The sequence below is a fragment of the Nocardiopsis dassonvillei genome (genome assembly GCF_964273065.1).
In the GTDB taxonomy this organism is placed as follows: domain Bacteria; phylum Actinomycetota; class Actinomycetes; order Streptosporangiales; family Streptosporangiaceae; genus Nocardiopsis; species Nocardiopsis dassonvillei_B.
Window position 1 is genome coordinate 4,334,506 of the sequence record NZ_OZ186815.1, and the last position, 13,673, is coordinate 4,348,178.

The 13,673-nt window shown below is 74.2% G+C and carries 12 protein-coding genes and 1 pseudogene; 10 read left to right on the forward strand and 3 right to left on the reverse strand.

The genetic code is table 11. The annotated features are described in order from the left end of the window. Window positions 1-302 precede the first annotated feature (302 nt). The 3 genes from ACSUPR_RS19410 (at window position 303) to ACSUPR_RS19420 (ending at window position 4,790) form a co-directional block, all read left to right on the forward strand. Window positions 303-686: a cold-shock protein gene (locus tag ACSUPR_RS19410; protein ID WP_436892060.1), complete on the forward strand. Its 384-nt coding sequence runs from the start codon at window positions 303-305 to the stop codon at window positions 684-686. A gap of 187 nt (window positions 687-873) precedes the next feature. Further along, entirely contained in the window at window positions 874-1,629 is a 756-nt protein-coding gene (locus tag ACSUPR_RS19415) for a DUF3027 domain-containing protein (protein ID WP_436886122.1), read from the forward strand. Window positions 1,630-1,730: 101 nt separating this feature from the next. Next, entirely contained in the window at window positions 1,731-4,790 is a 3,060-nt protein-coding gene (locus ACSUPR_RS19420) for a sacsin N-terminal ATP-binding-like domain-containing protein (protein WP_436886123.1), read from the forward strand. A gap of 22 nt (window positions 4,791-4,812) precedes the next feature. On the opposite strand, the gene ACSUPR_RS19425 is transcribed toward ACSUPR_RS19420, so the two are convergent. After that, complete coding sequence (locus ACSUPR_RS19425; protein WP_436886124.1) at window positions 4,813-5,667, reverse strand: MOSC domain-containing protein; 855 nt, start codon at window positions 5,665-5,667, stop codon at window positions 4,813-4,815. Window positions 5,668-5,824: 157 nt separating this feature from the next. On the opposite strand from ACSUPR_RS19425, the gene ACSUPR_RS19430 reads away from it, so the two are divergent. From ACSUPR_RS19430 to ACSUPR_RS19440, 3 genes are all read left to right on the forward strand, one after another. Next, complete coding sequence (locus ACSUPR_RS19430) at window positions 5,825-6,259, forward strand: hypothetical protein (RefSeq protein ID WP_436886125.1); 435 nt, start codon at window positions 5,825-5,827, stop codon at window positions 6,257-6,259. A gap of 91 nt (window positions 6,260-6,350) precedes the next feature. Further along, entirely contained in the window at window positions 6,351-6,713 is a 363-nt protein-coding gene (locus ACSUPR_RS19435; protein WP_436886126.1) for an ArsR/SmtB family transcription factor, read from the forward strand. A 53-nt stretch (window positions 6,714-6,766) separates the two neighbouring features. Further along, window positions 6,767-7,417, forward strand: coding sequence for an SRPBCC family protein (locus ACSUPR_RS19440; protein ID WP_436886127.1), 651 nt, complete (start codon window positions 6,767-6,769; stop codon window positions 7,415-7,417). A gap of 95 nt (window positions 7,418-7,512) precedes the next feature. On the opposite strand, the gene ACSUPR_RS19445 is transcribed toward ACSUPR_RS19440, so the two are convergent. Together ACSUPR_RS19445 and ACSUPR_RS19450 are read right to left on the reverse strand one after the other, a co-directional pair. Then, complete coding sequence (locus ACSUPR_RS19445; protein WP_436886128.1) at window positions 7,513-9,009, reverse strand: DUF7059 domain-containing protein; 1,497 nt, start codon at window positions 9,007-9,009, stop codon at window positions 7,513-7,515. Between the two features lie 64 nt (window positions 9,010-9,073). Next, entirely contained in the window at window positions 9,074-9,331 is a 258-nt protein-coding gene (locus ACSUPR_RS19450) for a DUF2530 domain-containing protein (RefSeq protein WP_436886129.1), read from the reverse strand. Window positions 9,332-9,550: 219 nt separating this feature from the next. Between ACSUPR_RS19450 and ACSUPR_RS19455 the strand changes: the two genes are divergently transcribed. The 4 genes and pseudogenes from ACSUPR_RS19455 to ACSUPR_RS19470 form a co-directional block, all read left to right on the forward strand. Further along, complete coding sequence (locus tag ACSUPR_RS19455) at window positions 9,551-11,002, forward strand: NCS2 family permease (RefSeq protein ID WP_436886130.1); 1,452 nt, start codon at window positions 9,551-9,553, stop codon at window positions 11,000-11,002. 122 nt (window positions 11,003-11,124) lie between these two features. Further along, entirely contained in the window at window positions 11,125-12,489 is a 1,365-nt protein-coding gene (locus tag ACSUPR_RS19460) for an MFS transporter (protein WP_436886131.1), read from the forward strand. A 75-nt stretch (window positions 12,490-12,564) separates the two neighbouring features. Next, entirely contained in the window at window positions 12,565-13,158 is a 594-nt protein-coding gene (gene thpR, locus ACSUPR_RS19465) for an RNA 2',3'-cyclic phosphodiesterase (protein ID WP_436886132.1), read from the forward strand. 269 nt (window positions 13,159-13,427) lie between these two features. Continuing rightward, window positions 13,428-13,565: pseudogene (locus ACSUPR_RS19470) on the forward strand (PPOX class F420-dependent oxidoreductase); the annotation flags it as partial. Between the last annotated feature and the right edge of the window lie 108 nt (window positions 13,566-13,673).

Below are 13,673 nucleotides of genomic sequence, written 5' to 3' on the forward strand. Positions count from 1 at the left end.
TCGGGTACGAAAGGCGTACACGGCCGCTTTCGCTTCGTCGGCGGCCACGCCAGTGAGACGGGTGACCCGGCGTCCAGTCCGGGTTCCGCACCGCGTTCCCGGCGGCCCGGCATCTCCGCCGAGTCCCGTCCCGTACTCCGCACCCGCGGGGAGGGGCCGCTGGGACGCACGAGGCCCGGATGAGCCGCATCCGGGCCTCGTTCCGCTGTCAGGGACCGGAATTATGCCTCGCCTTCCGTCACCCCCGGGCATTAGCCTGGCATACCAGTTCTCAGGCAACGAGTGAAAGCATGAGGTCCTACGTGCCCACCGGCAAGGTCAAGTGGTACGACGGCGGCAAGGGTTTCGGTTTTCTCACACGCGACGACGGTGGAGAGGTCTTCGTCCATTCCACCGCCCTGCCCCCCGGCACCGACACGCTGCGCCCCGGCCAGCGGGTCGAGTTCGGGGTGGCCGAAGGACGCAAGGGCGCCCAGGCGCTCCAGGTCAAACTGATGGACGCCCAGCACTCGGTGGTCAAGGCCCGGCGCAAGGACCCCGAAGAGATGGTGGTCATCACCGAGGACCTCATCAAACTGCTCGAGGGCCTCTCCAACGGGTACCGCCGCGGACGCCACCCCGAGCGCCGCGAGGCCTCGCGCGTCGCGGCCGTGCTGCGGGTCGTCGCCGACGACCTCGAGGCCTGACCTCCCGCGCGAACGGCCCCGGTCCGCGGACCGGGGCCGTCCGGCGTTCCCAAGACCCGATCAAGAGGGTGTATCGGACGAACCTTGACCCGCGTTGTGGTCAAATCGGTGTCGTGCATCAGTGAGAATGGGGAACGTGAGCCCTTCTCGACGTTCTCCTGTACCCGACAAGGCGTGTATCGAGGCGGTGGACCTGGCCCGCTCGGTGGCCGCCGAGGTCGGGCGACCCGAGTGGGTGGGCGAACACCTCGCACCCCAGGTCGAGGACACCCGTCTGATCACCCACTACTTCACCTGCCTCGACCCGGCGTACCCCGGCTGGACCTACGCCGTCACCGTGGTCCGCGCCTCGCGCGCCAAGGACGTCACGGTCAACGAGGTCGTGCTGCTGCCCGGAGAGGGCGCCCTCGTCGCACCCGAGTGGGTGCCGTGGAAGGAGCGGCTGCTCCCCGGCGACCTCGGTCCCGGCGACCTGCTGCCCACCGACGAGGACGACGAGCGCCTCGTGCCCGGCTACGCCCAGGTCGCCGACAGCGAGCTGGACGAGGACGGCGTGGACCGGCAGATGGTCTGGGAGCTGGGCCTGGGCCGCAAGCAGGTGCTGTCGGAGACCGGCCGCGAGCAGGCCGCCGAGCGCTGGTACAACGGGGACGCCGGTCCGCGCGCCCCGATCGCCGAGGCCGCGCCCGCCCGCTGCATCACCTGCGGCTTCATGACCCCGCTCGCCGGGGAGCTGCGCCAGATGTTCGGGGTGTGCACCAACGGGTACGCGCCGGACGACGGCCGCGTCGTCTCCCTGGACCACGGCTGCGGCGCCCACTCCGAGGTGCGCATGCCGCAGTCGCGCAACGAGCCGGTGGCCCCCGTCGTGGACGAGCTGGGCTACGACCACATCGTCTTCGACGACACCACCGAGCTGGAACTGGTCTCCTCCGACTCCTGACGGCCCGGCCCGGGCACGTCCCGACACCGTCCCGCACCGGGTGTGGGCTAGGGTCTGATGTGCATCGTGCCGGGCCGTGCCGGCAGCCAGGAGGGACCACCATGGCCGAGCCGCTCGCCACCGGGGTTGACCCCTACGACACCGCCGAACTGCGCCGACGCGTACTCGCGGCGTGGGCGGACGCCCCCGCCCGGTTCCGCGAGGACGCCAACGCCGAGGAGGACTTCGCCCTCGGCGGCTACCGCGACCGGGTCGTGGTGGAGCTGGCGCAGAACGCCGCCGACGCCGCCCGGCGCGCGGGCGTCCCCGGACGGCTGCTGCTGGCCCTGGAGGGGCACCGCCTCGTCGCCGCCAACACCGGCGCCCCGCTCACCGCGGAGGGCGTGGAGTCGCTGGCGACCCTGCGGGCCTCCACCAAGCGCGACGACGACGCGGTCGGCCGGTTCGGGGTGGGCTTCTCCGCCGTGGCCGCGCTCAGCGACGACGTCACCGTCGCCTCGGCCGGGGCGGCCGTGCGCTTCAGCGCCGGCCTGGCGCGGGCCGCAGTGGCCGAACTGCTCTCCGGGGAGGACCGCAACGGGCTGGCCGCGGAGATCGAGCGCCGCGGCGGGCACGTGCCCATGCTGCGCCTCCCCTTCCCCGCGGACGGGACCGCCGGCGTCTCCGGCGCGGAGGGCTACGACACCGTCGTCGCCCTGACGCTGCGCGACGACGCCGCCCGCGACCGGGTGCGCCACCTGCTGTCCGGAACCGGTGAGGCCCTGCTGCTGGCCCTGCCCGGACTGGCCGAGGTCCGCGTCCTGGTGGACGGCGACGAGCGCGCCGCCGCCCGCCGGGAGGACGGCGGGGAACCGCTCACGACCCTGCGGACCGCCGAGGGCACCCGCACCACCCGCTGGCGCACCCTCACCCGCACCGGCACCCTCGACCCCGCCCTGCTCGCCGACCGCCCCACCGAGGAGCGCGGCCGCACCGCGTGGTCGCTCACCTGGGCTGTGCCCGTCGACGACGACGGCCGCGTGGCCCCGCTGCCGGAGGACGTGGAGCCGGTGGTGCACGCGCCCACCCCCACGGACACCGGGCTGGACCTGCCCGCCGTCCTCATCGGCACCTTCCCCCTGGGCAGCGACCGCCGCGCGGTGCAGCCGGGCCCGGCCACCGACCTGCTGCTCACCGAGGCCGCCGGGGCCTACTGCGCGCTGCTGCGCCGGTTCGGCACCGAGGCCGCCCTGGACCTGGTGCCCGGCACCCGGGTGGGCGGCGGGCACGTCGACGCCGGGTTCCGCGCCCGGGTCGCCGAGCCCCTGCGCACCACCCCCTTCCTCACCACCGAGACCGGGGCGCCGGTCGCCCCGGGCGACGCGGTCCTGCTGGACACCGGGGGACCGGAGCTCGCCGCGGTCCTGGCCGAGCTGATCCCCGGGCTGCTGCCCGGACGCCTCAACCCCCGCCACCCCGCACTGGCGGCGCTGCGCGTCCACCGCGTCGGCGCCGCCGACATCGCCGACCTGCTCGCCGACACCGACCGGCCGCCGTCCTGGTGGGCGGGCCTGTACGCGGCGCTGGCCGCCGGAGCGGACACCGACGAACTGGGCGCGCTGCCGGTGCCGCTGGCCGACGGCCGCCTGGTGCGCGGGCCCAGGTCCCTGCTGGTCCCCGAACCGGAGGGCACCTCCCGCATCGACGCCGAGGCCCTGGCCGCCCTGGGGGTGCGCCTGGTCCACCCCGAGGCAGCCCACCCGCTGCTGCTGCGGCTGGGCGCGGTGGAGGCGGGCCCCGGCGCGGTGCTGGCCGACGCGCGCACCGAGGCGGCCGTACGCGCCTCCCTGGACGCCGACGACCCCGAGCCGCTGGCCGAGGCGGTCCTGGACCTGGTCGCGGCCTCCGGCACCACCGTCGCGGACGCCCCCTGGCTGGCCGAGCTGGCGCTGCGCGACGACGAGGACGGCTACTCGGTGGCCGCCGAGCTGCTCGTCCCCGGCGCGCCGCTGGCGGAGGTGCTGGCCGAGGACGCCCCGTTCGGCACCGTGCACGCGGACCTGGTGGAGCGGCACGGCACCGACGCGCTGCGGGCGGTCGGCGCGCTGTGGGAGTTCACCCTGGTACGCGCCGAGGAGGCCGCCCTGGGCGAGGACGTCCTCGACGTCTTCGAGGAGGCGCCCGACGCCCTGGACGAGTGGGCCGACGAGGTCCTGGAGCGGGTGGGCGACCCGGAGCTGCCGCCGGTGGTCCCCGAGCTGGTCTGCGTGGCCGACCTCGACTACGTGGCCGACGACCGCTGGCCGCAGGCCCTGGAGATGCTGTCGCGGGGCGCGCTGCGCGAGGCGGTGACCGACCCGGCGAGGGTGCTGCTGCCCGACGGGCGGGTGGTGGACGTGCCGTCCTACACCGCCTGGTGGCTGAGCACCCGGGCTCTGGTGGGCGGGGCCGCCCCGGCCGAGCTCCGCGCCTCCGAGGCCGAGCCCGCGCTGGCGGGGCTCTACGACGAGGCGCCCGCCGACATCGACCCGGAGTTCGCCCGGGCGCTGGGCGTGCGCACCACCCTGGCCGAGCTGCTGGCCGACCCGGACGGGCCGGACGACCTGCTGGCCCGGCTGGCCGACCCGGAGCGGCACGTGGACCGCCCTGCGCTGCTGCGGATCTGGACGGAACTGGCCCGGGTGGACGCCGACCTGGTCACCCCGCCCGCGCGGGTGCGCGCCGTGCTCGGCGGCACCATCGTGGTGGCGGACGCCGAGGAGGCGGTGGTGGTGGACTCCCCGGACCTGCTGCCGCTGCTCGCGGAGCGCCCGCTGGTGCTGGCCGCCGCCCCGGAGGAGCTGGCCGAGGTGCTGGACCTGGAGCTGGCGAGCGAGACGGTGGAGGGCGACGTGCCCGCGGGCGGCACCCTGCGGCAGGTCCCGGCGGTCGCCGACCTCTTCCTGGACCCGGCCGGGGAGCCGGACCGCACCTACCTGCACCATGCGGAGCTGGTCGTGGACGGGGTCGAGGTGGAGTGGTACGCGGGCGACGGCACCGTGCACGCCTCCACCAGCGACGGCCTGGCCCGCGCCCTGTGCTGGCGCGCCGAGCAGTGGGAGCGCCGACACCTGCTGGCGGCGGCGCTGCGCGACCCGGACGCGGCCCCGCTGCTCCTGGCCGAGACCGACCTGGAGCAGTGACCGCGGGGCGGCCGGGCCGGGCTCAGTCGAGCGTGGCGGCCGGACGGGCGCCCAAGCCCTGCTCGGCCTCGCCCCAGGCGGTGACGTCGAGTTCGTCGCCGACCGCCAGCACGCCCGGCCGGGTGACCGCGAACTTGGCGCCGAAGGAGACACCGCCCTCGTCGGCCCGCCGGTACCCCGCCAGGGAGCGAAGCGGCTCCGGGCCGCGCTTCTCCCCGGTCTCCTGGTCCACGGTGGTGACCGCGCAGCGGATGCACACCTTGGCGTAGCCGAGCTCGGCGGTGCCCAGGCGCACGGCGCGGACCCGGTCCTCGGTGTGCGGCTCGGCCCAGCCGGAGACCACGATGTTGGGGCGGAACCGGCGGATCGGCACGGGTTCGGCGCCGCGCTCCAGGATCCGCCCGTTGAGCAGGTCCAGCGAGGCCTGCGAGGCCATCAGCACCGCCGTGCTGTCGGCGAAGCCGCTGGTACCCGGGGTGAGCCCGCCGGTCCTGCGCCCGTGGTCGTCGGGCACCCGTACCAGGCGGCTGGGCGCGCCGAGCACCTCGGACAGCCAGGCCGCGGCCTCCGCGCCCTGGTCGACGCCGACGAAGGGCAGCCCGTGCAGGGTGACGTCGAGCCGGGGCCCGCCGGGGTCGACCTCCACGGTCAGCGGTTCGATCCCGTCGGCGGCCAGCCGCAGCACCCCCTCGCCCGCCTCGGGGCGGATGAGGGCCATGCGCGGGTCCTTGCGCTGGCTGCGGAAGTCGCCGGCGCCGTCCACGACCATGAAGGAGCGGTCGTGGCGGAGGCCGGCCGCGGTGAGTTCGGCGGTGTCGAGGGAGACGCCCGCGCACCCCTTGACCGGGTAGTGGACGAGTTCGGAGATTCTGGCCATGGCGAGCACGCTAGCGCATGGGGGTACCCCCGGTTTGCCCCCGGGCGCCGCACCCGCTGTACTTCTCATCGAGGCCTGGAAGGAACCGGGGCACGTTCCGGTGCGTCCTCCCTGGCGAAACGAACCCCGCCGACATCCGAATCGACAGGATCCCTCCATGCGCACGATCCCCATCGCCCTGTTCGCGGCCGCCGCCCTCGTCGCGGTGGCGGGCTGCTCCTCGGACGAGCCGGACGCCTCCCCTGGCTCCGGCGGTGTCGAGGAGGGCGCCCCGCCCGCGGGAAGCGAGCAGACCTTCGAGGCCGGCCGGCAGATCACGGTCGAGCTCACCATGAACGCCGCCGGCGAGGGGGGACGGAGCACCTCGTTCTTCTCGGGGTACCGCCCCACCGTCGAGTTCGACCACGAGGAGCAGTCCACGACCTGCTACGCGCAGCTCCCGGTGGACCTGCGCGAGTTCCCGCCGGGCGAGACGCACCGGATCGGGCTGGAGTGCGACGACGACGTCGTCGCCGACCCGGACGCCCCGGGGTTCCGGCTGGTGGAGGGCGGCGAGGAAGTGGGCTCGGGCCAGATCGTCTTCACGGGCTGAGCGCGGCGTCGCACCTCCGGCACCGGGGCGAGGGGCGACACGTCTGATATCAACCTTGGCTTATATAGCCTCATGCTTATATGGTGGTCCCATGCACGCCTTCGACGTCCTGGGCGACCCCGTGCGTCGGCGTCTGCTGGAGCTGCTCAACGAGGGTGAGCGCGCCTCCGGCGAGCTGACGGAGGTCGTCCGGGCCGAGTTCGGCATCTCGCAACCGGCCGTCTCCCAGCACCTGCGGGTGCTGCGGGAGAACGGCTTCGCCACCGTGCGCAGGGACGGCAGCCGACGGCTGTACGCCGTGGACGCCGCCCCCCTGCGCGAGGCCGACGCCTGGCTGCGGCGCTTCGCCGCCCGCTGGGAGCCGCACCTGATGGCGCTGGAGACCGAACTCGCCAGAGGCGACCGCGAGCGCCGCGCCCCCGGCGAGGGGGGACCCGGGCGGCGTCCGCGGTGACCCCGGTCCGGAAAGACGCCGGACCGGGACCGGACCCGACAGGGGAGTGGACCATGGACGTTCAGAAGCGGATCGACGAGGCCGGGCGCACGGTCACCATCAGCGGCGAGGGGGCGGAGACCACCGTCACCATCTCCCGCGACTACGACACCGGTGTGGAGAACCTCTGGGAGGCCTGCACCAGCGCCGAGCGCCTCCCGCGCTGGTTCGCCCCGGTCAGCGGCGACCTGGAACTCGGCGGCGCCTACCAGGTGGAGGGCAACGCGAGCGGCCGGATCCTGGCCTGCGACCCGCCCAAGGCGTTCCACGTCAGCTGGGAGTTCGACGGCGCGCGCAGCGACGTGCACGTGCGCCTGACCCCGCTGCCCGCCCGGGACGGCAGGGAGCGCACCCGCTTCGAGCTGGCGCACGTGGCGCCGCTGAGCGAGTTCTGGGACCGCTACGGGCCGGGCGCGGTGGGCGTCGGCTGGGACCTGGCCGTCCTCGGCCTGAGCCTGCACCTGGAGACCGGGGCCGACATCCCCGCCGAGCTCTCCGAATGGGGCGCCTCGCCCGAGGCGATGCGGTTCATGGAGCTGGCCGCCCGCGGCTGGGAGGCCGCCCACCTGGCGGCCGGGGCCGACCCGGAGGCGGTGCGCGCCAGTGCGGAGCGGACCATCGCCTTCTACACCACCGTCCCGGACGAGGCCCCCGAGCAGCCCTGACCGGCGCCCGGGAGGGCCGCCGGCCGGGAGCGGTGGAGGGTGGCGGTGCGGGGGGTGCCGCGGCCGGAGGCCGTCGGCCGAGGGTGATGGGCGGGTCAGCGCGTGACCGTGAAGAACCCCTCCGAGATGAGGGTGCGGAGCGCGCCGGGCACCCGCTCGCGCACCCGGACCGGGTCCTCGTTGATGAGCTGGGCGATGGCGTCCAGCAGCGGCCCCACCGGCATCGTCCCGTCGCAGACCCCCGCCAGCGCGGCCTCCACGGTGCCCACCCGGGCCACCCGGCGCAGCCCGTCGCGCTGGCGCAGCACGATCTTCTCCGGGTCCGGGGCACCGGGGACGCCGATGCGCTCCTCCACCACGCCCGGGGCCAGGGCCACGTGCGCCGACAGCAGCGCGGCGTCGGTCAGCCGGTGCGCCGTCATCGCCCCGTCCACCACGGCGGGGAGGTAGGGGCCCACCGGCTGCTCGATGTCGTGGCGCAGCTGCTCCACGCGCACCGTCGCGTCCTGGGCGACGTCGTTGCGCAGGCTGATCCACCCGAAGCCGATGCCCTTGATGCCCTCGCGCTCGAAGTAGTCCAGCCAGGCGTCGTAGCGCCGGGTGTACTCGGGGGTGCCGTGCTCGCAGGAGTCGCGCAGCCACAGCTCCACGTACTCCGCGGGGTCCTGCACGTCGCGCTGGACCACCCAGCCCGAGCAGCCGGTCCCGGTGATCCAGCCGCCGACCCGGTCCTCCCAGTCGTCGCCGTCGGAGTGCACCCAGTTGGCGAGGATCTGGCACCAGCCGCCCTCGGTGAGGTGGGCGGGCGCCTCGCGCACCAGCTCGGCGCAGACCGTGTCGCCCGGCAGGTCGGACTCCCGGTAGGTGTAGCGGGAGGCGTCGGGGGTGATGACGAACGGCGGGTTGGACACGATCAGGTCGAACCGCTCGTCCGCGACCGGCCCGTACAGGGATCCCGGGAGCAGGCGGACGTCGGGCACCCCCGACAGGGCCAGGCTGATCGCGGCCATGCGCAGGGCGCGCGGGTTGAGGTCGGTGGCGGTGATCTCCCGGGCGCGGGAGGCCAGGTGCAGGGCCTGCACGCCGCATCCGGTGCCCACGTCGAGGGCGCGCTCGACCGGGCCGTCCACGATCAGCCGGGACAGGGTGGCCGAGGCGCCGCCCGCGCCCACCACGTGGTCGGGCCGGGGCACCTCCCCGCCGCCGGGGCGCACCTTGGGGTCGGAGACGACGAAGCCGGGGCGGCCCTCCTCCAGCTCCCAGGGGCCCAGGTGGACGAGGGAGCGCACGACCGGCCCGTCGGGCCGGTCGTCCACGGTGACCAGCCCGGCCGCGGCGAGTTCGTCCACGGGCAGGACGGCGCGCGCGGCCCGGGCGGGGATGGGGCTGCGCAGCCACCACAGGCGCAGCAGCAGGCCGAGGCGCTCCTCGCCGCCGGTGGCGCGCAGGGCGGGGACGAGCTCCTCGCGGGCCAGGGCGCGGGCGGCGGCGTCGCCCAGCCGGTCGCGGACGCCCGACACCGTGTAGTCGGCGTCGATGAGGGTGGCGCGCAGTCGTTCGGCGAGTCCGCGCGGGAAGGCTGTCTCAGGCACGCGTTCATTATCGGCCACCGGACCCACCAGGGCGTTCGGGGCCGCCCGCGCGCGGTGCGCCGGGTCAGGGGGAGTCGTGGCCGGCACCCCGCTCGGCGGACTCGCGCTTGCGCAGCAGGCGGGGGATGTAGAGGAAGCCGAAGACCCCCAGGGCGGTCCCGGTCGCGCACACGCCGATCCACCAGCGCTCGGACTCGGGCAGGTTGTCGCCCATCAGCAGCAGGACGACCAGTGCGACCGCCCAGGCGAAGGTTCCGAGCGCGGCGGGGACGCGGTAGTCGCTTTCGTGGACTTCGGGGTCCGGCTGTCGAGGTTTGCGCACGTTTCCAGGCTAGCCGCAGACCGCCACCGCTCCATGGAGCGGTGGCGACATGCGCCCTGAACAGGGAAACGTTGGTCACATCGGATCAACGGATCATCCGAGCAGATGGTGTTTTCTACGAAACCCGTGTGAAAGTCGTGTCGGCTGTTGTATGAAGATGCAACTAATCTGGCCCAGAATCCTTGTTGTCCGGTAACGCGACCAGGTCAGGCTGACATCGTGAACGCACCAACCTCATCCCCCGTCCACAAGGAGCCCCGCGGGCCCCTTGACCGCTTCTTCCGTGTCTCCGAGCGCGGCTCCACCCTCGGCACCGAGGTCCGCGGCGGTCTGGCGACCTTCTTCGCCATGGCCTACATCGTGGTCCTCAACCCCCTGATCATCGGCACCGCCGAGGACGTCAACGGCGAGACCCTGGGTATCCCCCAGGTCGCGGCCGTGACCGCCCTGGTCGCCGCGATCTCCTCCCTCCTCATGGGCGTGGTGAGCCGCTACCCGTTCGCCATCGCCGCGGGCATGGGCCTCAACGCCGTGGTCGCCTTCGGGATCGCACCGCTGATGCCGTGGTCCGATGTCTTCCTGCTGATCATCGTCGAGGGCCTGATCCTGCTGGTCCTGGTGCTGACCGGCTTCCGCACCGCGGTCTTCGCCGCGATCCCGCCCGGCCTGAAGATGGCGATCGCGGTCGGCGTGGGCCTGTTCCTGGCCCTCATCGGCCTGGTCAACGCCGGATTCGTCCAGGCGGGCGAGGGCACCCCGGTCCAGCTCGGCAACGGCGGCCTCCAGGGCTGGCCGATCCTGATCTTCGTGGTCGGCCTGCTCATCGCCATCGCCCTGTACGTCCGCAAGGTCCGCGGGGCGATGCTGCTGAGCATCATCATCGCCACCGTGCTCGCCATCGCCGTGGAGACGGCCCTGGGCCGCGGCGAGAACGGCCTGGGCTGGGGGCTGACCGTCCCCACCCTGCCCACCGGCGTGGACGGCCTGGTCGCCCTGCCCGACTTCTCCCTCGTCGGCCTGTTCGCCGACGGCGGCTTCAACGTGTTCGCCCGCTGGTCGGAGATCGGCTTCGCCACCGTGCTGATGCTGGTCTTCACCCTGCTGTTGGCCGACTTCTTCGACACCATGGGCACCATGGTCGGCGTCGCCCACCAGGGCGGGCTGGCCGACGAGGACGGCAACATCCCGGGCACCCGCGAGGTCCTGGTCGCCGACTCCCTGGGCACCGTCTTCGGCGGTCTGGGCTCGGCCTCGGTGGCCACCCTCTACGCCGAGTCGGCCGCCGGCGTCGGTGAGGGCGCGCGGACCGGTATCGCGCCGATCGTCACCGGCCTGATGATGGTCCTGGCGACCTTCTTCACGCCGCTGGTGACCCTCGTCCCGTTCGAGGCCGCCACCCCGGTCCTGGTCATCGTGGGCTTCATGATGATGACCCAGGTCGTGAACATCGACTTCAAGGACCCGGCCATCGGCCTGGGCTCCTTCATGGCCATCATCATGATGCCCTTCACGTACTCGATCGCCAACGGCATCGGGTTCGGCCTGCTCACCTACGCGTTCGTCAGCCTGGTCACGGGCAGGGGCCGCCAGGTCCACCCGCTGCTGTGGCTGATCTCGGTGGTGTTCCTCATCCACTTCGCCGAGGCGCCCATCTACGCCCTCATCGGCTGACCGGAGCGGGAATTCCCGCGAGGGTGGACGGCGTTGACCCGAATGATGAGTCAACGCCGTTTACCTTTTCTCGCCCGGAACGCGCCGATGACCGCATCAGTCCCTCCTCCGAGGAGGGGCTGATGCGGCGTATCGCCATGTTCCGCTCACTGTCCGTGCGCAACTACCGCCTGTACGCGCTCGGCCAGCTGCTCTCCAACCCCGGCACCTGGATGCAGCGCATCGCCCAGGACTGGCTGGTCCTCCAGCTCAGCGGCGGCAGCGGCATCGCGCTGGGGATGACCACCGCCCTGCAGTTCCTGCCCATGCTCCTCTTCGGGCTGTGGGGCGGGGCCCTGGTGGACCGGCTGGACAAGCGCCGCCTGCTGGTGTTCACCCAGAGCGCGATGGGCCTGCTCGCCGTCGCCCTGGGCGTGCTGGCCACCCTGGGGGCCGCGCAGGTCTGGCACGTGTACCTGTTCGCGTTCGGGCTCGGGCTGGTCACGGTGCTCGACAACCCCGGGCGCCAGGCCTTCGTGCCCGAGATGGTCGACCGGGAACTGCTGACCAACGCGATCGCCCTCAACAGCGCCAGCTTCCAGCTCGGCAGGGTCACCGGCCCGGCCGTCGCCGGGCTGCTCATCGCGTGGATCGGCAGCGGCCCCGTCTTCCTCATCAACGGGGCCTCGTTCGGGTTCACCATCCTCGCCCTGCTGCTCATCCGCACCGCCGAGCTCAACCCCACCGAGCCGGTCCCCCGGGGCAAGGGGCAGATCCGCGAGGGGCTGGCCTACGTCAGCGGCCGCCGCGACCTCGTGCTGCTGCTCCTGCTGGCGGCGTGCACGCAGCTGTTCGGGGCCAACGGGCAGAACCAGATCGCCCTGATGGTCAACAACGTGTTCGAGACCGGGGCCGCCGCGTTCGGCGTGGCCGCCGCCTGCCTGGCGGTGGGCGCGCTCGTCGGCGCGCTGCTGGCCGCCCGCCGCGAGCGCCCGCGGCTCCGGCTCATCCTCATGGGGTCGATGGTCTTCGGCGCCGCCCAGATCGCCGCCGGGCTCATGCCCACCTACCTCGCGTTCGTCGTGGTGCTGGTGCCCATGGGCATCGCCTTCATGACCTACGTGACGACGCTCAACGCCACCTTCCAGCTCACCGTGGACCCGAACATGCGGGGGCGCGTCATGAGCATGTTCCTGCTGGTGTTCATGGGCGTGGCCCCGATCGGCGCCCCCGTGGTCGGCTTCCTCGCCGACGCCTTCGGGCCGCAGACGAGCCTGGTCATCGGCGGCACGGTGACCATGCTCGTGGTCTCGGTGCTCGCCGTACCGCTCCTCCGGGACAAGGGCGTGCGCGTGCGCGACCTGCTCCCGCGCCGCCGCCGGGCACCGGTCGCGGCGGAGCCCGCCGGGACCGGTGCGGCCGTCGGGGCGGCGGTGGAGAACGGCGCGGCCGGGACCCCCGCCGAACCCGGGCGGCGCGACGACCTCACCGGGCCGCGCGCCCGCTGAGGCCCGCCGGAGTGCCCCGCGCCCGCCCGGGACGGGGCACTCCGGCGGACCGGGGGCGGATGCGAGGATGCCCCCATGAGACTGTTCGCCGCACTGACACCGCCCCCCGGCGTCGTCGACGCCGTCCGCGGCGCCCGGGAACCGGGCCTGCGACACGCCCCCGAACTGAGCTGGACCCCGCCCGGGGAATGGCACCTCACCCTCGCCTTCCTCGGCGAGGTCCCCGACGACCTGCTGCCCGGCCTCACCGCCGCCCTGGGCGCGGCGGCCGGCGACCGCGGCCCCTTCGACCTCACCGTCGACGGCTGGGGCGTCTTCCCCCACCCCCACCGAGACCGCGCCGCCGTCCTGTGGGCCGGGGTCGGCGGCGACACCGGCGCCCTCGCCGCCCTGAGCGCCGACCTGCGCGCCGCGGCGTCCGCCGCCGGCCTGCCCGGCGAGGACCGCGTCTACGTGCCGCATCTCACCGTGGCCCGCAGCCGCCCGCCCCGGGACCTCACCGGCCTGCTCTCCGAGCTGGGGGACGGCCCACAAGCGCCCTGGCCCGCCCGTGACGTGCACCTCGTCGAGAGCAGGCCCGGACGGGCGGACCGCTACCGAACCGTCCGGACCTGGGCGTTAGGCTGGAAAACCGACCCCGGACGACCGCCAGAGCGGAGCACGGCATGAGCATGCTCACCAACAACCACAAACAGCGGTGGCTGCTGCCGGTGGTGCTGGGCGCCATCATGCTCCTCGTGCTGCTGGGCGCCCTCCTGGACTGAACCCCGCCGGACCGGCGGGGGACCGCGCGGGGCAGGGGAGCCGGTGACCGCACCCCCGCCTCCGGGAGACCGGCCGTGGGAGTCCTCACCGGTCCGGAGCCCGACCACCCGACCGCGACCGGCGGGCGCAGGCCCGCCCGTATCGCCACGGTCGGCCCCGACGGCCGCATCCACGTGACACCCGTCGGCTGGTCCCTCTCCGACGACGGCACCGTCGTGGAGACCGGCGGTCACGACTCCGCCGCCACCGAGGGGCTCCGCGACGTCCAGCACACCGGACGCGCCGTCGTCGTCGTGGACGACGCCCTGCCGCCCCGGCGGCCGCGCGGGGCCGAGATCCGCGGCCGGGCCGAGGCCGTCGGCGGCGACCGCCCCCACATCCGCCTCCACCCCCACCGCGTCGTCAGCCGGGGGCCCGAG